Here is a 20777-nt window from a genome sequence, read left to right as displayed (position 1 = left end):
CCTGCACCACACGACTACGCTCTGCGACATCGCAGGGTCAAGCTCTCGGGCAACACGCCCAATAGAAAAGGAGTATCGCAATGAAAATTGTCTCGCTGGAAACACATATCGTGGCCGTGCCGCCGCCTCATCTTGGCGGCATGTACTGGATTCTGGTCAAGCTCAAAACCGATTGCGGGATCGAGGGCGTGGGCGAAATCTATGCGGCGACGTTCCATCCGAAGGCGATGACACACATTGTCGACGACGTATTCAGCCGATTTTTGCTCGATCACGATCCGCATCATATTGAACGCTTCTGGCGCGAGGCTTATTCGAGCGGCTTCACGCAACGCCCCGACCTGACGATGATGGGCGTGGTGAGCGGCCTGGAAATGGCGTGCTGGGACATTATCGGCAAGGCTGCCGGAAAACCCGTTTACGAGCTGCTGGGCGGCAAGGTTCATGAGCGGGTGCGTTCGTACACTTATCTGTATCCGAAGAACGATGCAGGAGAGCTCGACTTCGACGATCCGGATCTTGCCGCCGAATGCGCGGCGCAGAATGTGAAGCTCGGCTTTACCGCAGTGAAGTTCGATCCCGCAGGCCCGTACTCGGCGTACTCGGGCCATCAGCTTTCGCTTGAGGTGCTGGACCGTTGCGAGACGTTCTGCCGCAAAGTGCGTGAGGCAGTGGGTAGCAAAGCCGACCTGCTGTTCGGCACGCACGGGCAGATGGTGCCGTCGTCGGCAAGACGGCTTGCCAAGCGGCTCGAAAAGTTCGATCCGCTATGGTTCGAAGAGCCAGTGCCGCCGGGGCAGGAAAGTGCAATGGCGCAGGTTGCTTCGCACACGAGCATTCCAATCGCAGCGGGCGAGCGCCTCACCACCAAGTACGAATTCTTCAGACTGCTCGAATCAGGCGCGGCGTCGATCATACAATTGAATGTGGCGCGGGTGGGCGGCCTGCTTGAAGCGAAGAAAATCGCGAGCCTTGCCGAGGTGTATTACGCGCAGATCGCGCCGCACCTATACAACGGCCCGATCGGCGCGGCCGCCAGCATTCAACTGGCCATATGCACACCGAACTTCCTTATCCAGGAAAGCATCGGCACGTGGGACGGTTTCCATGCAAAGATCCTGAAGAAACCGATCCAGTGGGAAAACGGGTACATCATTCCTTCGCAGGAACCCGGTTTGGGCGTCGAGCTGGATATGGATGTCGTGCGCGCGCACTCGCCCTATACCGGCGAACGAATGCATCTTCAGATGGCCACGAAACCCGTCGACGTCAGGGACCTTAATCCGGCAAGAGGGTGAGTGGCCCACGTATTTGCAATCGTCGATGGAGGGGTTTAAAGCGATGAGTAGTGAGACCTACGATTACGTCATCGTCGGAGCGGGGTCGGCGGGATGTATTCTCGCCAATCGCTTGTCTGAGTCGGGGCAGTATTCAGTATTGCTTCTGGAAGCGGGAGGCAAGGACAGTTCCTACTGGTTCAGGATTCCCATTGGTTTCACCAGGACGTACTACAACGAAACCTACAACTGGATGTACTACAGCGAGCCGGAGAAGGAACTCGACAACCGCTCACTATACTGCCCGCGTGGCAAGGTGCAGGGCGGCTCCGGGTCGATCAACGCGATGATCTACGTGCGCGGTCAGCCACAGGATTTCGACGACTGGGCCGCAGCGGGCAACAAGGGCTGGTCGTTTAGCGACGTGCTGCCGTATTTCCGCAAGCTCGAATCACACCCGCTCGGCAACACTCGCTATCACGGCGCGGATGGCCCGATCCGCATTTCGCCGATGAAGGACGCCGCGCATCCGATCTGTCAGGTGTTCCTTAAAGGTTGCCAGCAGGTGGGTTACAAGCGCACGCAGGATTTCAACGGCGGCCAGTTCGAAGGCGCGGGTATCTATGATGTGAACACGCGCAACGGACGGCGTTCGTCGAGCAGCTTCGAGTACTTGCACCCCGTGCTGAGCCGAAAAAACCTGACGGTCGAGCGCGAATTGCTGGTGAATCAGGTGCTGTTCGACGATAACAAACGCGCGACCGGCGTCGTCGCCAAACAGAACGGCGACGTGCGGCAGTTCATCGCGAATCGCATGGTGATTCTGGCGGCGGGCGCGGTCGACACGCCCAAGCTATTGCAACTGTCGGGTATCGGCGACAAGGCATTGCTCGCGAAGCATCGGATTCCGCTCGTGAAGCATTTGCCGGCCGTCGGACAGAACCTGCAGGATCATCTGTGCGCGAACTTTTATTATCGCGCGAACGTGAAGACGTTGAATGACGAGATGCGTCCACTGCTCGGCAAGCTGAAGCTGGGTTTGCAATATCTGCTGACGCGCAAGGGGCCGCTCGCAATGAGCGTCAATCAGTCTGGCGGTTTCTTTAAGGGCAACGACCAGGAAGCGCATCCGAACATCCAGCTCTATTTTAATCCGCTGTCTTATCGCGTTCCGAAGAACAGCAACGCGAGTCTCGAACCCGAACCTTACTCGGGTTTTTTGCTGGCATTCAATCCGTGCCGGCCGACGAGCCGAGGCTCGATAGAAATCGCGTCGAATCGTGCTGAAGATGCCGCCAGGATTCGCATCAATGCGCTGACTACGCAGAAAGACATCGACGAAGTCATTCAGGGTTGTGAGCTGGTGCGTAAGGTGATGGCATCGCCGGCATTGCGGGGCATTACTGTAGAAGAGGTCTCGCCGGGGCCGCAGGTCAAGGATCGCGACGGTTTCCTGCGGTATTTCCGTGAGCAGTCCGGCTCGATCTATCACCTGTGCGGTTCGTGCGCGATGGGCGCGGATCCGCAAACGTCGGTGGTGAACGAGCGCTTGAGTGTGCACGGCGTGACGGGTTTGCGTGTTGTCGATGCATCGATCTTTCCCAACATCACGTCCGGCAATATCAACGCGCCGACGATGATGATAGCTGAGAAAGGTGCAGCGATGATTCTGGAAGACCTGGCAGCAGAAGCAAACCAGCCGGCGTTGATGGCGAGCTAGTGAGCGTCACGTAACGAAGAAAGGGCCGCCCGATGTGAAGGGGCGGCCCTTTTTTGTGCGTCGAGCCCAACACGGGCTCATTCTTCGACAAGCGCGTGAACGATCAACTCCGAACCCGCGCTCGGCCAATCAGTCAGAACATCGTTTCAGCAGCATCCACGAGCATATGCACGACATATTCCGCGAAGCTTCTTCTAACGATAATATCGAAAGTATTCAGTTCAACGGCTGCGATCAGAATAGACGCTTTAAAGAAAAGGCTTTGCGCGCATTGCCCGACTTTAAACGCAGTCGGATGCAAATCCAGCGGACATCCTCGTGCAAGTATCTCCTGTGCGCGGACACCTGAAATCCGGATCACCGTATAGCCGCTACCGACGTCGACGGCAGACGCGAACAAGCCCGCGAGTGCAGTCAGTAGATCCGGTACACAAGACTTCGATTGCGGAAGCTTTGACTGAGCGAGCCATTCATCGGGTCCCAGCCACAGGATTCGATGAGTCGTGCCTTCGACGAACGTGTTCGGCGCCACCGGGATCGAACATCCCACGACACCGTTGAGCGCATCGACAAAGGCGGGCGCCTGCGCGTTCCCACGAAGGTTGACGAGTTCAAGAAACGGCTGCTCTGTCAGGCTCAGTCCCGCAGCGGGACGAGCCTCCCATCGCGCATGCTTTCCCTGCAAAGCGACAAGTGGTGATTCCAGCCGGGTGGTCCAGCGTTCGGCGACAACAGAGCCGGCTCCCACGCTGCCGGCTTCCTGATTCCGATCATTCGACATTCTGCCTCGCCCCTTCTTTATCGTAAAACACCGGACTTGTGATCTGCGCCTGAACGAACTTTCCGTGCGCGAGCGGTATGGTCACTGTTTCGCCCATCTTGCCGAGGCCGCCCTTCACGACGGCCATTGCAATGGAACGCTTGAGAATAGGGCTGTAGTAACTCGACGTTACGTGTCCGAGCATCGCTGTGCTGTTCGACGATGCAACGATCTGGCTGCCCTCGGGAATCACTTCCTGTGTATCGCCCAGGCCGAGCAATCCGACAAGCTGCTTGCGGCCAGGCGTCGATGTATCGGACCGGTCAAGCGAGCGTTTGCCGAGAAAATCTTTCACCTTGGATACCAGGCCGCTCATTCCGAGATCAATCGGTGTCATGGAACCGTCGGTATCCTGTCCGACGATAATGAATCCCTTTTCGGCTCGTAGCACGTGCAGTGCTTCCGTACCGTATGGCGTGATCGCGTATTCCTGGCCCGCCTTCATCAAAGCCTCCCAGACAGACCGGCCCAGATTGGCAGGGACATTGACCTCGTAGGCAAGTTCTCCGGAGAAGCTGATTCGCATCACACGCGCCGACACGCCGGCCACTGTGCCGGATCGATAGCTCATGAATGGAAATCGCGCGCCATCGAAGTCGATGTCGGTGCAGACTTTTTGCAGCACACGGCGGCTATCGGGACCGGCAACGACAATAGTCGCCCAGTGGTCCGTCACCGATGTCAACCGTACACGCAGATCCCGCCATTCGGTCTGGAGCCATTGTTCGATCCACGTCATCACACCCGCGGCGCCGCCGGTGGTTGTCGTCATTAAATAATGCTGCTCGCCGAGGCGCACGGTGACACCGTCGTCAAATACCATTCCGTTTTCGGTGAGCATCAGACCGTACCGCGCGCGGCCGACTTCCAGCTTGCTCCAGGCGTTCGTGTAGAGCCAGTTCAGGAGCGTCGCGGCGTCGGGTCCTTGTATGTCGATCTTGCCCAGCGTGGACGCATCCATGATGCCGACGCCATGTCGTACAGCGAGGCATTCCCGATTCACCGCAGCATGCAGGTCTTCTCCGTGCCGGGGGAAATACCACGGGCGCTTCCATTGCCCCACGTCTTCAAAGATCGCACCATGTTCGACATGCCACTCATGAATACAGGTCTTTCTTACCGGCTCGAACCTGTCTGCCAGTTCTCGCCCGGCAAACGCGCCGAACGTGACGGGCGTGTAGTTTGGGCGAAACGTCGTCGTGCCGGTTTCGGGAATGGACTTGCCGAGCGCTGACGCGAGGATCGCCATTCCGTTGATGTTGCCCAGCTTGCCCTGGTCTGTTCCAAAGCCCATCGCCGTATAGCGCTTGACATGCTCGACCGACTCAAAGCCTTCCCGCGCTGCGAGGAAAATGTCGGCGGATGCGACATCGTTCTGGAAGTCGACAAACTGCTTGGGCCCGCGAATTGCAACGTCCTTCGTCCCCACCATCCACAGCGGCAACAACGGCGATTCGATCGGCTCGGTAGTCGAGGCGCCCGATGCCGCTACCCGATCGATCCCGCAATGCTGCAATGCGCGCGAAGCAGCTGTTGATCCCGCCGCGATTGAACCGCCAAGAGAGAATTCACCGTTTGCGGCGCCGACGGATGCTTCGGCCTGTACGCCCGGTCCAGGGACGAAGCAAGACTTGAGGTCATCCCATTTGGCTTTTCCGCCGGATTGAGCAAACAGATGCAATACCGGGTTGAATCCGCCAGAGACGGCCAGAAGATCGCAATTCAGTACTTTGCGCGCATCGGTGACGGAGCCGTCCGTGTAGCCGGCCACCGTGACGGAGCTCACTCTTTTCTTGCCGTGAGCCGCGACTACCACTGAACTCGCAAGTACCTCTATGCCTGCCATGCGTGCAGCCGAGAACAGTGCGCTGTCGCTCTTCGGGCGAGCATCGACCACTACCACCTTTGATCCAGCGGCGCTCAACGCAAGCGCGCATCGATAGCCCCGGTCGTTATTGGTGAAGATGACCGCGCGACGGCCGGGGAGTACCGCATATTTGTGCAGATACGCCGACACCGCCGACGCCAGCATGACGCCAGGCAGGTCGTTGTTGCCGAACACGATCGGACGCTCATGCGCGCCGGTCGCCAGAATCACCTGTTGCGCCCGGATTTTCCACAACATTTCACGGGAGCCTTTTCGTTGTGTGATCGGCAAATGGTCCGTCAATCGTTGAGTCACGGTTACCAGGTTATGGTCCTGATAACCGAACGCGGTCGAACGCGTCAGCACGGTCACGTTAGGGAGTGCTGCGAGCTCCTTGCGAATTTTGTCGACCCACTGCAGACCAGGCTGGCCGTCTATTTCCGATTCGCTCGAGAGCAGCGTTCCACCGGGCTCCCGCTGGTCATCGACAAGAATGACCCGTGCACGCGAAAGCCCCGCGGTGCGCGCAGCGGAAAGCCCCGCAGGTCCTGCGCCCACAATCAGGATGTCGCAGTGCGCAAAGCGCTTGTCGTAGCGGTCCGCGTCAGGAACATCGGGGGATTTACCCAGACCTGCCGCGTTCCGGATGACCTGTTCGTATTTCGGCCATAGTTTTCGCGGCCACATGAAGGTCTTGTAATAGAAACCCGCAGGGATGAACCTCGAAATCCGCTGATTAATGGCCATCCGATCGTTGTCGATCGAAGGCGATGCATTGACGCTGCTGGCCGTGAGGCCCTGATACAACTCGACCTCGGTCGCGCGGGCGTTAGGCACGGTGAACGCACCGGTTTCAAGCTGAACAATGGCGTTTGGCTCCTCGACACCTGCGGTCATGACCCCGCGCGGGCGATGATACTTCCAGCTACGAGCCACGAAGTGAACACCATTGGCGAGAAGCGCCGACGCGAGCGTGTCGCCCTCGAACCCTTGATATGAGACGCCATTGAACGTAAACGTCAACGGTACCGCGCGATTGATGCGCCCGCCGGATGGGAGACGGAATTCCTGGGCCATGTCTACTCCTGACCTGAGGTAGCGTCAGCTTCGTGACCGAAGGTCTCGAAGCTCGTGAATCGGTACGTGACGGTGTCGCGATTGGCCTTGAACCAGCGTCGGCATCCCGCAGCATGCAACCACTGCTCGTAGCTGTTTCCACGAGGGTTCGTGCGCATGAACAGGTAGTCGCCCCATTCCTGATCGGTGATGTTTTCCGGATTCAGCGGGCGTGCTATACCGGCTTCACCGCCGCACAGGAATTCGGTTTCCGCGCGCGGGCCGCACCACGGACAATTAATAAGCAGCATGTAATCTATCTCCGGACGAGTGCGAGGCTCAGTGGGCGACGCCGGCTGCGCCGTGCTCGTCAATCAGATGGCCGGTATGGAAACGATCTAGCGCGAAGGGCGCTGCAAGAGGGTGGGGGCGATCATTCGCAATGGTATGAGCGAATACCCACCCGGAGCCCGGGGTCGCTTTAAAGCCACCCGTACCCCATCCACAGTTGAAATACAGCCCGTTGATGTACGTTTTGGTGATGATCGGACACGCATCCGGCGTGACGTCGACGATGCCTCCCCACTGCCGGTTCATCCGCACGCGGGAAAAGATCGGGAACATTTCGATGACCGCGCCAACGGTTGCCTCGATGGTCTGAAAACTGCCGCGCTGACCATATCCGACGTATTGATTGCGGCCTGCGCCAATCACGAGATCGCCCTTGTCGGACTGGCTGATGTACGCATGTACCGCGTTGGACGTAATGACCGTGTTGAGCACGGGTTTGATAGGTTCCGAGACCAAAGCCTGAAGCGGATAACTCTCGATCGGCAGGCGCAGTCCCGCCATATCGGCGATCGACGTGGTGTTGCCTGCGACCGCTACTGCAACCTTCTTCGCCTTGATGAAACCTCGGGTCGTATCGACGCCGGACACAGAACCGTTGCTTCGTTTGATTCCGATTACCCGGCAGTTCTGAATGATATCGACACCTGCCTGGTCCGCGCCGCGAGCGAAGCCCCACGCAACCGCGTCGTGACGCGCGACGCCTGCGCGACGCTGAATGGCGCCGCCGAGAACCGGATAACGGCAGTCGAGATTGATCGACGGTTCGATTTCTTTAAGCTGCTCGCGAGTCAGGAATTCCGCATCGATATCATTGAGCCTGTTGGCACCGATACGCCGTTGCATATCCCGTACTTCCTGCAACGAATGCGCGAGACTGATCACGCCGCGCTGACTGAACATCACGTTGTAGTTCAGGTCCTGGGAGAGTCCTTCCCATAACTGCATCGATTTCTCGAAAAGGGCCGACGACTCGTCCCACAAATAATTCGAGCGAACGATCGTTGTATTGCGAGCGGTGTTGCCGCCGCCAATCCAGTCCTTTTCCAGAACCGCCACATTGGTGATGCCGTGCTCTTTGGCCAGATAGTAGGCGGTCGCGAGGCCGTGGCCACCGCCGCCGACGATAACTACATCATATTCTCGCCGTGGGTCCGGACTTCTCCACTGGCGCTCCCAATTCTGGTGATAACTCAATCCGTTTCGAATCAGGCTGAAAATCGAATGCCTACTCATTGCCGCTATCCTTCAAAAATATGGCGGAGTCCATGTCCAGTCGGTTTGAAACTGCACAGGACAAACTCTTCAGGGTCTCGATCGAAGCGCGACGCTCAGGGTGTTCTTCAAGAGCATCGCAATCGTCATCGGGCCGACTCCGCCGGGCACCGGTGTGATCGCCGCTGCAACTGTTCTGGCTTCGTCGAAGTCGACGTCTCCAACGAGATGGGACTGACCCGGCCGGGTATCGTCTGCAACGCGGTTGATCCCTACGTCGATCACTACCGCGCCGGGTTTTATCCAGCTACCCTTCACGAGTCTGGGGACGCCGACGGCCGCAACCAGAATGTCCGCTTGCCGGCAAATGTTCTCGGGATTGATCGTGCGGCTGTGAACGACCGACACCGTGCAGTGTTCCAGTAGCAGCAGGTTCGCCAGCTGCTTGCCGACGATGTTCGAGCGCCCGAGTATCACGGCATGAAGGCCGCCAAGATCTGGCCCACACGCCTGTTTAATCAGTCTGAGCGCACCCAGTGGCGTGCACGGCACGAGCGCATCGGCAGCTGCCCCAACCGCCAGACGCCCTGCGTTTGCGTAATGAAAGCCGTCGACGTCCTTCTCCGGATCAATCGCGTCTATCACGTGCTGCGAATTAATTTGCGGAGGCAACGGAAACTGCACCAGAATTCCATGAATGGCGCGATCCAAATTGAGCTCGCTCACGATCTTCAGGAGTTCGTCCTCCGAAGTCGTTGCGGCCAAAACGATTTGCCGGGAAAAAAATCCACACTCTCGTGCACGATTTGCCTTATTGCGCACGTACACCGCACTGGCCGGGTCCGATCCTACGAGGACCACGGCTAATCCCGGCGTTACCTGCTCCAGCAGGACCGCGTTTCGGATTTCTTCGACAATGACGGCCGCCGCAGCCTTGCCGTCGATAACTTCCGCGTCACGCGAAAACAATGGTTCGGTCGTCATTGAGCAGGATCCGGTGTTCGAGATGAGACTTGACTGCTTTTGCAAGCACCTGGCATTCGGTGTCGCGGCCGATTGCTACCATCGTGTCGGCGCTCGCCGTATGATCGACCCGGCGAATGTCCTGCTCGATGATCGGGCCTTCGTCAAGTTCAGGAGTGACGTAGTGCGCTGTGGCGCCAATGAGTTTGACACCGCGTTTATGCGCCTGATGATAGGGGCGCGCACCTTTGAAGCTAGGCAGAAACGAGTGATGAATGTTGATCATTCGCCCGGACAACCGATGCGATAGTTCATCGGTAAGAATCTGCATGTAGCGCGCGAGGATCACCAGATCAACGGATTCGGAGGCGACCAGATCTAAAAGACGCAGCTCCTGTTCGGCCTTATTGGCCGGCGTGACGGGCAGATAATGAAACCGGATCCCCTCGTGTTCCGCGCGTTGTCGAAAGGCCTCGTGGTTCGAGACGATCCCGACGATCTCCATGGGAAGCTGTCCGGTGCTGTGTCGATACAGGAGGTCGTTAAGACAGTGCCCCAATTGAGACACCATGATCAACACGCGCGGTTTGATGCTCAGGTCGAACGCGCCCCACGTCATGTCGTAGCGCTCGGCAACCAGTGCAAAAGCGGCCCTAAAAGACTCCACATCCGAATGGGGACCTGCGCGAAAGCAGATTCGCATGAAAAGCCGGCCGTTGTCAGGGTCGACGAATTGACCGCTTTCGGTGATGTTTCCGTCCTGCTTCGCAATGCACTGACCCACGGCACCCACGATGCCACGCTGATCGGTGCAAGACAGCTTCAATACAATTTTCGTCATAAGCGTCAATCTCTTGGATTTGGCAGCAGGGTCGGATCGATCGGGTACTGCAGCGAGCAGGGAAATGGGCAATCGCCGCGTAAGCACGGCCTTCTGATCTGCCGGTAGCCGGGCTCCGGCTCAAGAGCAAGACTACAAAGCCAGTTCTCGACTCACAAGCGATATTGGCGCATGGGCAATTCCGCCGAGGAATGTCGAATTTCCGGGATGCACCGCATATAATGACGATGCGCTCGTCTAGTTCTCGCTGAGGATGACATACCGGAATGAATACCCAGAGCCTTCGTTTGTTGAACACGCTTCCGCCGCTCGAAGCGCTCGTGTCTTTTGAGGCAGTCGCGCGGTGCGGGAGCTTCACGCGTGCGGCTCGTGAGTTGTCGATCACTCAAAGCGCGGTCAGCAAACAGATCAAGGGGCTTGAAGAGGCATTGCGCTGCGCTCTTTTTGATCGGCACGTGCGGGGAATTCAACTGAGCGCGGCAGGCGCGAGTTTTCTGGAGGAGCTGGAACCACTGCTGTATAAATTGCACCGTGCCGTTTTGCGAGTTCAGCATGAGCATGACACGCAAGCGATCTCGATTGCGTGTACTCAGGCCGTCGCGCATTTCTGGCTATTCCCTCGGGTCGTTCGGTTCAACCAGATGTATCCGGACATTGCCGTCAACATCATCTCGTCGAATACGATCAATGAGCGAAGCTGCAACGACAGCGATTTCGGAATCCTGTACGGCGACGGCGATTGGCCCTCACTGGAAGGCACCCGCCTGTTTCCGGAAATCGTCTATCCGGTTTGCAGCACGGAGCTCTCGCTTCCGCAGCCCGAAACGGTAGCCGACCTTTGCTCGTTACCGCTGATACAGCTTGATTCGCGCGCATGGGACTGCATGGACTGGCAGGATTGGTTCAAGCACTTCGGCCTGATCTACGATACCCCACGCAATGCAATCACATTCAATCAGGTAACGCTGGTGTTCAATGCCGCGTTGGAGGGGCTCGGGGTGAGTCTCGGTTGGGACTATATGGCGCGGCAGGCGATTGATTCGGGCAAGCTTCGGCAACTCGGAGGGTTCGCCTATGAGACCGGCCGGTGGGACTACCTGGTCCATGCGAAACATCGACCCCTCACTGAACCCGCGCAAATTTTCCACGATTGGCTCGTGTAGCGTAGGCTGCGTTTTACAGCGGGCTTTCGCATTTTCTTGAATGTTCTAATCCGGTTGGAGAGAAAGCAGGATGCTGAATATCGCTGAACTCAAGTGGCTGAATGCGCCCGCGAAATCGGAAGTTCGCGGAGGCGATCTATTCGTGCGTACCGATGCCAGGACCGACTTCTGGCGCGAGACCTTCTATGGATTTCGGCGCGACAGCGGGCATTTCGCCTATCAGTCGGTTGACGGAGATTTCACGGCGGAAGTGACGATCGACGGCCGCTATGAGGCGCTGTACGATCAGGCTGGACTGATGGTCCGTCTAAGCGAAACACATTGGGTCAAGGCGGGAATCGAATATACCGACGGGAATTTGTGCTTCTCGGTGGTCGTGACCAACGATACGTCTGACTGGTCCGTGCTGACATTACCCCACGCCGGGTCGGAACTGCGCGTGCGCTTGACGCGTCATGGCGAGGCAATTCGGGTTCAGTACTTCGACGTTGCGAACAATATCTGGCAAATGGCCCGGCTTGCGTATCTGCCACCGTCTACGTCCATCGATGTCGGCGTGATGTGTTGCTCCCCCGAGCGTGAAGGGTTCGAAGTGGTGTTCCGCAACCTGACGATCGGCGCTCCCATCTCCAGGCAGCTACATGAGTGAGCCCAGTGCGGTTCTATTAGCGCGTTGGCGCGACACGCTGAACGAGCGCACGCCGTGTGCTTCGATCAGGCAAAGCGATTAAACATTAGACGTTAGATAAGTCAGGCTGATGATGCATTGCGTTAGAGGCGCACCTGGACAGGCCTTAAACCCCGGCAAGATGCCGCACCAGTGCCTTTTCCGGTCGTCTCAGCGCGTTCAGGTCGCGCATGCAGATCAGCAACTGCCGTGTGGCCCAGCTATCGGTTAATTCGATCGTGCGTATCCCCGGCTTGCCGCGATAACGCTGCGCCGCGGTAGCGGGCACGATCGCGATCCCCGCGCCTTGCTCGACCATGCAACACACGCTTTCGAAGTTCCGCATGTGCGCGCGAACGTTCAGCGGCTTGCCGGACAGCAGCGCGCGTTCGCCCAGGTAGGCGTGCAACGCGCTGCCGGTACTGAGGCCGATGAAGTCGCGTTCGGCCACCTCGGCGAGCGTGAGACGCCGGCGCGTGGCGAGCGGATCGTCGCGGCTCGTCACCAGCACGAGTTTGTCGACGGCGAAAGGCAGCGTCTGCAACGCGCCATGTTCGACCGCATCGGAGATGATGCCGATCTCTGCCGCGCCGGTCAGCACCGCTTTGATCGTTTCGCTGCTTTGCCGCTCCTTCAGATCGATCTGCACGTTCGGGTGATCGCGCAGGAACAGGCCGACGGCGGCCGGCAGGAATTCGGTGATCGCGGCGGTATTGGTCCACAGGCGGATGCAGGCCTTGCGTCCTTGCTGATGCTCGCCGAGTTCGCCCTGCATCCGGTCGATCTGGCCGAGTACGAGGCGGGCATGATGCGCGAGCGTGTCGCCGGTCGCGGTGGACTCGACGCCGCGCCGTCCGCGTTCGAGCAGCGGCTCACCGAGTGTTTCTTCCATCCCGCGCAGCCGCGCGCTTGCCGACGGTAGCGAAAGATTCGCGCGGGCGGCGCCATGCGTGATGCTGCCGGTCTCGAGGATGTACAGAAAGAGGCGAAGGTCGATCAGATCGAAGCGCATGGAATGGATGGAGTGGGGTTGTGCGAGGGGGTTGTACAAGGGGGTTGTACGACGCGCGTCAGCCTATGTTACAGCCTAAGTCACAGTTCGTATCTTACGCATTGTGGCCGGCATCGCGGCAGCAGAAAATTGCCTGCACGACTCCTATCAATTTCCACTGATGATCTCCTCGCTTGCAATGCGCGTGAGCGCCGTGGCCGCGACGTTCGTTGTCGCGGGCTTCGTCAAGGGTGTGACCGGCATGGGCCTGCCGACTGTCGCGATGGGCGTGCTCGGCACGCTGATGCTGCCGGTGCAGGCGGCGTCGATGCTGCTGTTGCCGTCGTTCGTCACGAACGTGTGGCAGTTGTTCGCGGGGCCGAGCGTGAGTGCGCTACTCAAGCGGTTCTGGCTGATGATGGTGGGGATCGTCGCGGGAACGGTGGCCGCGGCTTCGTTTATCGCGGGCGGAGGCGGCGGTTGGGCCGTCGTCGGTCTCGGCGTTGCGTTGACGCTCTATGCCGCAGCAGGGCTGTTTGCATGGCGCGTGTCCGTCGCGCCGCGTCATGAGCGCTGGCTGTCGCCGTTGATCGGCGCGGTGACTGGCGTGATCAGCGGCGGTACCGGCGTATTCGTGATGCCGGCTGTGCCGTATCTGCAGGGACTCGGTTTAACAAAAGAAGATCTGGTGCAGGCGCTTGGGCTTGCGTTCACGGTTTCCACCATCGCGCTCGCGATCGGTCTCGCGCGCGAACATGCATTTGCACTGGGCGATCTGCGCACGTCGCTGTTCGCCGTGGTGCCTGCGTTGATCGGCATGTGGATCGGGCAGCGCTTGCGGGGGCATATCAGCCCGCAGACGTTTCGACGCTGGTTCTTTATCTGTCTGCTGGGTCTGGGAATTCAACTGATCGCGCGTGCATTCGTTTGATCAAATGAATAAGGCGAGCGAGGGAGGGCCGTATCATGTGGTCGTGCATTCTGGACACCCTCGGTGCGTTGGCGGTGCTCGCGAGCGTAGCCGCAAAAATCGCGTTATGGCGCAAACGCACGAAGTGCTGACCTGTACCGCCTATTTTCGATAACGTCCGTTCATTCTCTGCATCGTCCCTTTCTTCATACCATCCGCTTCGCCAGATTGTCCGATTGTTCGGATCATCCGTCCTATCTGTTCGCCGCCAGCCGCTTTATCCTCGCAGCGTATCTGCCTACATTGTGTCCAGTGACAGCGCCACTGCATTGCCCGGCTTCATCGGCGTCAGCCTCGCGACCCTCCGCGAAGGAACGTCGGCGCGAATCCCATTTAAAGGAAACGATCATGAGCAAGCTCACAGGTAAGGTTGCGGTAGTAACAGGCGGATCGAAAGGCATTGGTGCCGCGATTTCGAAGGCACTCGCAGCACAGGGCGCATCGGTGGTGGTGAACTACGCGTCCAGCAAGGCGGGCGCGGATGCGGTGGTCGCCGAGATTACCGCGGCGGGCGGCAAGGCGGTGGCGGTAGGCGGCGACGTTTCGAAAGCCGCGGACGCAAAAGGCATCATCGATACCGCGGTTGAAACGTATGGCAAGCTCGATATTCTCGTGAACAACTCGGGCGTGTATGAGTTCGCACCGATCGAAGAGATCACCGAAGAGCACTTCCATAAGCATTTCAATGTGAACGTGCTGGGCTTGCTGCTGGTCACGCAAGCGGCGGCGAAACACCTCGGCGAAGGCGGCAGCATCGTCAATATCAGCTCGGTGGTGAGCCGCATTACGCCGCCGGGAAGCGCGGTTTACACGGCAACCAAGGGCGCGGTCGACGGTATTACCGGTGTGCTCGCACGCGAACTCGGGCCGCGCAAGATTCGCGTCAACTCGGTGAATCCTGGGATGGTGGCGACCGAAGGCACGCACGCCGGCGGCATCATCGGCTCCGATCTGGAGGCTCAGATGGTCAGCACGACGCCGCTTGGCCGAGTCGGCCAGCCCGACGATATCGCCGACGTGGTGACGTTCCTCGCGTCGGACGACGCGCGCTGGTTGACCGGCGAGGCTTTGATCGCGAGCGGCGGCGCACGCTAAGCCGTTTGTCGTGAGTCTGTTGTGAGTATTTGAATTGAAGCGCAGCCACCTGGCGGATTTCGCTGGGTGGTTGTGTTTTATCGACTCCTGAGTTGAGCTTTGCCGGGCGCCGCGTCAGGAAGCTCCACCGCAAACAACGCGTCCAGCAGATTCGATCCCGGCCGCTCCGCGAGCCGCGTCAGCGATTCGATCATCTGCACGCGGCAATCCTGTAGCGGGATCATTCTGATTCGCCGCGATTCGTTGAATTCCGCGCGCGCGATCACGCCCACTCCCATGCCTTGCGCGACCGCTTCTTCCAGCGCTTCGCGTCCGTCCACGTACATCACCGGTTCGACCTGCAACGATTCGCGCACCAGTTCGATTTCAAGCAACTGCTGCGTAACCGATTGCGCCTCGCGAAAAATCATCGGCTGACGCACGAGTTCCGCATAACTCAGCTTGCGTTTCTTCGCAGCAGGATGGCTCGCCGGAACCATCGCTACCAGCGGATCGCGTCGCAGCACGCGCGCTTCGAGCCGACTGTGCACTTGCGGCGCGGCGGTGATCGCAGCGTCGACTGCGCTCGACAGCACACGCTGCATGCAATCCGCGGCATTGGCGATCGATAGCGTCACCACGATTCCCGGATGCAGCTTGCGAAACGCGCCGATCAACGCGACGGCGAGATCCGGCGCATCCGCGGCCAGCGACAGCGAGCCGGATTCGAGCCCGCCCGCCGATTCGAGCAGGTGCCGGGCGTCGCGCTCGCAACTGAGCATCTGCCGCGTCACGCTGAACAGGCGCAAACCGAGTTCGGTCGTCTCGACGCCGCGCGGCCCGCGCTCGAACAGCTTCACGCCGTAGTCCTGCTCGAGCCGCCGTACGTGGTCGGACACGGCAGGCTGCGTAAGCGACAACGCCTGCGCCGCTTTGGAGAAACCGCCATGTTCCGCGACCGCATGAAACGCCTTCAACTGCGCGTATTGCATATGTGCCTCGCGATGCCATAAGTTTTTACGATGTAGTCATCGATTATATCGATTTTACCGATGGGCAGCGTTAGGGTACCGTGTCACGCATCGAAACAGCGATTGTCGGAGAGTGTCACTATGGAAAGCGCGCCAGACCGTTCTTCGGCGAAGTCCGCCGTGCTTGCCGCTGCAGCCTGTGCCGCGCCCGCCAAGGGCGAGCCGTATCTGCTCACCCCCGGCCCGCTCACCACCGCCTTTTCGACGAAGGAGGCGATGCTGCGCGACTGGGGCTCGTGGGACGGCGATTTCCGCGCGATGACCGCGCTGATGCGCAGCAGTCTGCTGGAGATCGCCGGCGATACGGCAGGCGACTACGACTGCGTGCCGCTGCAAGGCAGCGGCAGTTACTGCGTCGAAGCGATGCTGGGCAGTCTGATTCCGCGCGACGGGCACGCGCTGGTGCTGGCCAACGGCGCGTACGGCAAGCGCATCGCCACTACGCTCGTTTATCTCGGCCGCGCCGCTACGGTGCTCGACAAGGGCGACTATCTACCGCCGCGTGGGGAGGAAGTGGAACGCATGCTCGACGCCGACCCGCGCATCACGCACGTGGTCGCGGTGCACTGCGAGACCAGCTCCGGGATTCTCAATCCACTCGAAGAAATCGCCGCGGCCACCGCGAAGAAGGGCCGCAAACTGCTGATCGATTCGATGAGCGCGTTCGGCGCGGTGCCGCTCGACGTGCGCGAGATTGCCTGCGAGGCATTCGTGTCGTCGGCGAATAAATGCATCGAGGGCGTGCCGGGTTTTGGCTTCGTCATCGCGAAGAAGAGCGCGTTGCAGCAGGCAAAGGGTCGCAGTCATTCGCTCGCGCTCGACGTGTACGACCAGTGGGACGTGATGAACCGAACGGGGCAGTGGCGCTTTACGCCGCCTACGCATACCGTCGCCGCGTTTGTGGAAGCGCTGCGTCTCCACCAGCAGGAAGGCGGGCAGGCCGGACGCCTCGCGCGCTACGCGAACAATCGCGACGTGCTGGTGGCCGGCATGCAGAAACTCGGCTTCGAACCGTTGTTGAGCGCGCGCTGGCGCTCGCCGATCATCGTGACGTTCTTCTCGCCCGCGCATCCGGCGTTCAGGTTCGAACGCTTTTATGAATTGATGAAACAAGAGGGCTTCATCATCTATCCGGGCAAGTTGACGGTGGTGGACAGTTTCCGCATCGGCTGCATCGGTCAGGTGGATGAGCATGTGATGCGCAACGTGGTCGACGCATGTGCGCGATCGCTCGAGGCGCTTGGCGTCGGACACGCGGCACCGCCGCAAGCCGCGCTCGACGAACGCAAGATGCTCGCCGAAGCCGTCTGAGACATTCCTGGAATCGCGATCAATGAAACACGTTAAAGCAGTGATTTTCGACTGGGCCGGCACCGTGGTCGACTACGGTTCGTTAGCGCCGATGGGTGCGTTTGTCGAAACGTTCGAACAGTTCGGCGTGTCGATCACGATCGACGAAGCGCGGGGGCCGATGGGCATGGCCAAACGCCCGCATATCGCCGCGTTGATGGCGTTGCCGCGCGTCGCGCAGGCATGGGCCGACAAGTACGGCCACACGCCGGATGACGGCGATATCGATGCGGTGTACGACGTATTCGTGCCGAAGAACATCGCGGTGGCCGCGAGTTATAGCTCGGTGATCCCGGGTGTCGCGGAAGTCGCGAGCGCGTTGCGTAGCGACCAGATCAAGATCGGCACGACTACTGGCTATACGCGCGAGATCATGGCCGAAATCGTGCCCGGCGCAGCGGCGCAGGGCTTCTCACCGGACAGTATCGTGTGTACCGGCGATACGCCGGAAGGACGGCCGTCGCCGTACATGATCTACAAAACCTTGCCTGAGCTGGGTGTGTGGCGCGCGCAAGATGCGATCAAGGTCGACGATACGGAAGTCGGTATCGAAGAAGGGATCAACGGCGGCACCTGGACAGTGGGCGTCGCGGTGAGCGGCAACGCGTTCGGCATGGCGGAGCACGACGTGAAAGCGCTGGCGCCGGATGAGTTCGCGTGGCGGCGCAAAGCGGCGATCCAGAAGTTGCAGGCCGCGGGTGCGCATTATGTGATCGATAGCGTGGCCGATCTGATGCCGGTGGTTCGGGAGATCGATGCAAGGTTGGCGAGGGGGGAGCGGCCTTAACGGCCACGCTGAGGTTTTTGCTTTTTAGTTGGGCGAGTTGGCGAGCGCGCTGTCGGGAGACAGCGCGCTTTTTTATGTGCGCTGCGATTCTATGTGCCGGTTGTTGCCCGGGTTTCCATGCGAACAATTCTAATTTATGAATCAATAACACTAATTGCGTAATTGGTCGTGGCTAATCAAGGGGGGTATATAAGCACACTCGCGGGACCATTTCGATAATGGGGAGTGTTTGTTCGATTGATCGGGATGAAGAAACAAGATGAGAGGATTTTCCTTGATTTCCGGAAATCTCATTGTAAAAAAATGGCGATTTTATAAGATTGGGTCTGAGGCGGTTGTAGGGGCAATCAGGTCTATCCCGGTCGCCCGTCATCGCGCAGGATTGCGTCGGTGGGCCTGTCATTCCGAACTATTTTTTTCGAACTGAAAATCAGATCAAGGAGCATGTGAAATGGCTACGACTACCGATCAGATCGCTGGATCATATCCGATTCCGACTTACCGGTTTGTGGTTTCGTTGGGAAGTGAAAATATCGCTTTCAATAACGTCTCCGGGCTGAATATTAACTACGATACGATCGAATATCGTGATGGTACGGGTAACTGGTTCAAAATGCCGGGGCAACGGCAGGCCGTCAATATCACGCTCCGTAAGGGCGTATTTCCTGGTGATTCGGAACTGTACGACTGGATCAACTCGATCTCGCTTAATCAGGTGGAGAAGAAAGATATCACCATCAGTTTGACCGATGACGCGGGTACGACGCTTCTCATTACGTGGAATGTTTCCAACGCGTTCCCCACGGCGCTGAGCTCGCCTTCGCTGGACGCTGCCAGTAATGAAGCGGCGGTGGAGGAGCTGACCTTGATGGCTGACAGGATAACGATTCAGACGCATTGAGGTTTCTGGTTCTGTTCCATCTGGGGACTTCTTCATGACTGTGACTACGACTTATCCGGGCGTGTATGTTGAGGAGGATAGCTCTATTTCGCTATCTATTTTTAGATCCCCAACGGCGGTTCCAGTGTTTGTGCTTGGGGATAACGATCCTCTTGTCGAGGGCATAGGTTATCCGAAGCAGATGCTAAGAATAGATTCGTGGATGGATTATCTTTCTAAATTGAAAATTCATATTAGTCAGACGTATTCATTGAAGTTCGATGATAGCGAAAACGGTCTACGGGATACCGTTATTCGTGCGTACTTTGAAAGTGGAGGCGGTTATTGTTACGTCGTAACGGTGGACTATGGCAGCAAGTCAATCCCGCTGTTAGACGACATCACGCTAGTGGTTGCCGCAGGGCAAAATATTGTTCATTCTGGCTGGACCGATGTCACGCAATTTTGCCAACCCGGCTCCGGTCGATTTGTAATATTGGATGGTCCAAAGACGGAAATAGACTCTAGTTATACGCCGGATTGGCTAAGTGCATCTTACGCAGCAGTCTATTATCCGTGGCTTACCGTCGATTGGACCGCAAATCATATACCTCCAAGCGTGGTTGCGGCAGGCATTTACTGTTCGGTCGATCGCGCACGTGGCGTATGGAAGGCGCCCGCTAACGTATACCTTCCGTCCAATTATCAGGTCTTATACAGAACGAGCGACGATTTGCAGGGACAGTTCAACCAGGGATCATCGCCAATCAACATGATTCGCGTATTCGGAAGCGATCCACCGATTGTCTGGGGTGCACGCACCTCGCAGGACAGCGATGACTGGCGCTACATATCCGTGCGCCGTCTATTCGATTCCGCCGAGCGCGATATCAAAACATCTCTGCAAGCAATGGTGTTCGAGCCGAACAGTCAACCGACGTGGGAAAAAGTACGGACTGCGATAACCAACTACCTGCGGGGATTGTGGAGTGCCGGTGCGCTGGTCGGAACAACGGAGAAAGACGCCTTTTTTGTGGATATCGACGAAGGCGTCACGATGACTTCAGACGACATCGCACAGGGAAAAATGATCGTCAACGTGGGTATGGCCGCGGTACGTCCCGCGGAATTCATCATCGTTCAGTTCACCCAGGATGTGGGGCAGGGTTAATTGGTGCTGACTCGTTTTCAATCCTGAAACGCTAACTATTGCCTATTCGCAAGGAGTATTTCGTGGCGACTACTACCACTTATCCCGGTGTCTACATCGAGGAAGATGCATCGCCGGCACTCTCCGTTGCTGCCGGGGCAACCGCCGTACCGATTATTTCGTTAGCGAACTGGACTGACGGGGTCATGAAATTCAATAGCTACTTTGAATTCAGCAGCTACGTTGGTGGCGACAGTACCGTTGTCGATAAATATGCAGACATCAAGGCCTATTTCGAGTGCGGTGGCGGCCCGTGTTACGTTTCAAAAAGCGCTGATCTGATTGCCTCGGTGCCGATGTATCGCGACATTACGTTGATTGTCGCTGCGGGAGACACGACCATCACGACTGCGGCAATCAGTAGTATCTGCGGCGCAGGCTCAGGCCGATTCGCCATTCTCGACGTGCCGCCGAGCGCGCTGCAAACAGACGGCAGTTTGAAACCCGATGGTAGTTCTTCGATCGGATTCGATGCGGCCGAGTACGCCGCAGCTTACTATCCTGCGCTTTCGGCGAGCTGGTCGGCGAACAATATTTGCGCAAGCTC

At 58.4% G+C, this 20777-nt stretch carries 18 protein-coding genes and 1 pseudogene; 11 read left to right on the top strand and 8 right to left on the bottom strand.

All coding sequences use genetic code 11. The features are described from left to right. Window positions 1-80: 80 nt before the first annotated feature. Window positions 81-1298 carry a mandelate racemase/muconate lactonizing enzyme family protein gene (locus PQQ51_RS32910; protein WP_408501377.1) on the top strand — a complete coding sequence of 406 codons (1218 nt, stop codon included), beginning with the start codon at window positions 81-83 and terminating at the stop codon, window positions 1296-1298. Window positions 1299-1341: 43 nt separating this feature from the next. Beyond that, window positions 1342-2997: a GMC family oxidoreductase gene (locus PQQ51_RS32905; protein WP_408501376.1), complete on the top strand. Its 1656-nt coding sequence runs from the start codon at window positions 1342-1344 to the stop codon at window positions 2995-2997. Between the two features lie 133 nt (window positions 2998-3130). On the opposite strand, the gene PQQ51_RS32900 is transcribed toward PQQ51_RS32905, so the two are convergent. The 6 genes from PQQ51_RS32900 to purU form a co-directional block, all read right to left on the bottom strand. Next, window positions 3131-3778, bottom strand: coding sequence for a sarcosine oxidase subunit gamma (locus PQQ51_RS32900; protein ID WP_408501375.1), 648 nt, complete (start codon window positions 3776-3778; stop codon window positions 3131-3133). Beyond that, window positions 3768-6761 (bottom strand): sarcosine oxidase subunit alpha family protein, encoded by a 2994-nt coding sequence (locus PQQ51_RS32895; protein ID WP_408501374.1) that lies wholly within the window; start codon window positions 6759-6761, stop codon window positions 3768-3770. Before PQQ51_RS32895 ends, PQQ51_RS32900 begins: the two co-directional genes overlap by 11 nt. Window positions 6762-6763: 2 nt before the next feature. Beyond that, window positions 6764-7051 (bottom strand): sarcosine oxidase subunit delta, encoded by a 288-nt coding sequence (locus PQQ51_RS32890; RefSeq protein WP_408501373.1) that lies wholly within the window; start codon window positions 7049-7051, stop codon window positions 6764-6766. 28 nt (window positions 7052-7079) lie between these two features. Next, window positions 7080-8324, bottom strand: coding sequence for a sarcosine oxidase subunit beta family protein (locus PQQ51_RS32885; protein WP_408501372.1), 1245 nt, complete (start codon window positions 8322-8324; stop codon window positions 7080-7082). A gap of 69 nt (window positions 8325-8393) precedes the next feature. Further along, complete coding sequence (locus PQQ51_RS32880; protein ID WP_408501371.1) at window positions 8394-9287, bottom strand: bifunctional 5,10-methylenetetrahydrofolate dehydrogenase/5,10-methenyltetrahydrofolate cyclohydrolase; 894 nt, start codon at window positions 9285-9287, stop codon at window positions 8394-8396. Beyond that, window positions 9259-10107 carry a formyltetrahydrofolate deformylase gene (purU, locus tag PQQ51_RS32875; RefSeq protein WP_408501370.1) on the bottom strand — a complete coding sequence of 283 codons (849 nt, stop codon included), beginning with the start codon at window positions 10105-10107 and terminating at the stop codon, window positions 9259-9261. The genes PQQ51_RS32880 and purU overlap by 29 nt, the downstream gene beginning before the upstream one ends. A gap of 266 nt (window positions 10108-10373) precedes the next feature. Here purU and PQQ51_RS32870 point away from each other — a divergent pair, with 266 nt between their 5' ends. Both PQQ51_RS32870 and PQQ51_RS32865 read left to right on the top strand, forming a co-directional pair. After that, on the top strand, window positions 10374-11270 hold the full coding sequence (locus PQQ51_RS32870) for a LysR substrate-binding domain-containing protein (RefSeq protein WP_408501369.1): 897 nt from the start codon (window positions 10374-10376) through the stop codon (window positions 11268-11270). A 70-nt stretch (window positions 11271-11340) separates the two neighbouring features. Further along, a complete protein-coding gene (locus PQQ51_RS32865; protein ID WP_408501368.1) occupies window positions 11341-11919 on the top strand; it encodes a DUF1349 domain-containing protein in 579 nt (192 codons plus the stop codon). A 145-nt stretch (window positions 11920-12064) separates the two neighbouring features. On the opposite strand, the gene PQQ51_RS32860 is transcribed toward PQQ51_RS32865, so the two are convergent. Beyond that, a complete protein-coding gene (locus tag PQQ51_RS32860) occupies window positions 12065-12949 on the bottom strand; it encodes a LysR family transcriptional regulator (protein WP_408501367.1) in 885 nt (294 codons plus the stop codon). Window positions 12950-13109: 160 nt separating this feature from the next. On the opposite strand from PQQ51_RS32860, the gene PQQ51_RS32855 reads away from it, so the two are divergent. Together PQQ51_RS32855 and PQQ51_RS32850 are read left to right on the top strand one after the other, a co-directional pair. Next, window positions 13110-13859 carry a sulfite exporter TauE/SafE family protein gene (locus tag PQQ51_RS32855; RefSeq protein ID WP_408501366.1) on the top strand — a complete coding sequence of 250 codons (750 nt, stop codon included), beginning with the start codon at window positions 13110-13112 and terminating at the stop codon, window positions 13857-13859. Window positions 13860-14246: 387 nt separating this feature from the next. Then, window positions 14247-14993: a glucose 1-dehydrogenase gene (locus tag PQQ51_RS32850; protein ID WP_408501365.1), complete on the top strand. Its 747-nt coding sequence runs from the start codon at window positions 14247-14249 to the stop codon at window positions 14991-14993. 77 nt (window positions 14994-15070) lie between these two features. Here PQQ51_RS32850 and PQQ51_RS32845 read toward each other — a convergent pair whose 3' ends face one another. Further along, window positions 15071-15964 (bottom strand): LysR substrate-binding domain-containing protein, encoded by an 894-nt coding sequence (locus tag PQQ51_RS32845; RefSeq protein WP_408501364.1) that lies wholly within the window; start codon window positions 15962-15964, stop codon window positions 15071-15073. 120 nt (window positions 15965-16084) lie between these two features. Between PQQ51_RS32845 and PQQ51_RS32840 the strand changes: the two genes are divergently transcribed. The 5 genes and pseudogenes from PQQ51_RS32840 to PQQ51_RS32820 form a co-directional block, all read left to right on the top strand. Further along, a complete protein-coding gene (locus tag PQQ51_RS32840; protein WP_408501363.1) occupies window positions 16085-17314 on the top strand; it encodes a 2-aminoethylphosphonate--pyruvate transaminase in 1230 nt (409 codons plus the stop codon). Between the two features lie 22 nt (window positions 17315-17336). Further along, a complete protein-coding gene (gene phnX, locus PQQ51_RS32835; protein ID WP_408501362.1) occupies window positions 17337-18140 on the top strand; it encodes a phosphonoacetaldehyde hydrolase in 804 nt (267 codons plus the stop codon). 451 nt (window positions 18141-18591) lie between these two features. Beyond that, a complete protein-coding gene (locus PQQ51_RS32830; RefSeq protein WP_408501361.1) occupies window positions 18592-19041 on the top strand; it encodes a phage tail protein in 450 nt (149 codons plus the stop codon). A gap of 34 nt (window positions 19042-19075) precedes the next feature. Continuing rightward, the gene (locus PQQ51_RS32825) at window positions 19076-20191 is read left to right on the top strand and encodes a phage tail sheath family protein (RefSeq protein ID WP_408501360.1); all 1116 of its coding nucleotides are present in this window, start codon (window positions 19076-19078) and stop codon (window positions 20189-20191) included. 62 nt (window positions 20192-20253) lie between these two features. Beyond that, window positions 20254-20777: pseudogene (locus tag PQQ51_RS32820) on the top strand (hypothetical protein); the annotation flags it as partial.

The organism is Paraburkholderia xenovorans, assembly GCF_046030735.1.
Lineage (GTDB): Bacteria > Pseudomonadota > Gammaproteobacteria > Burkholderiales > Burkholderiaceae > Paraburkholderia > Paraburkholderia xenovorans_A.
Note: the sequence above shows the minus strand (reverse complement) of the source record. Positions and strands in the feature narration are given on the sequence as shown.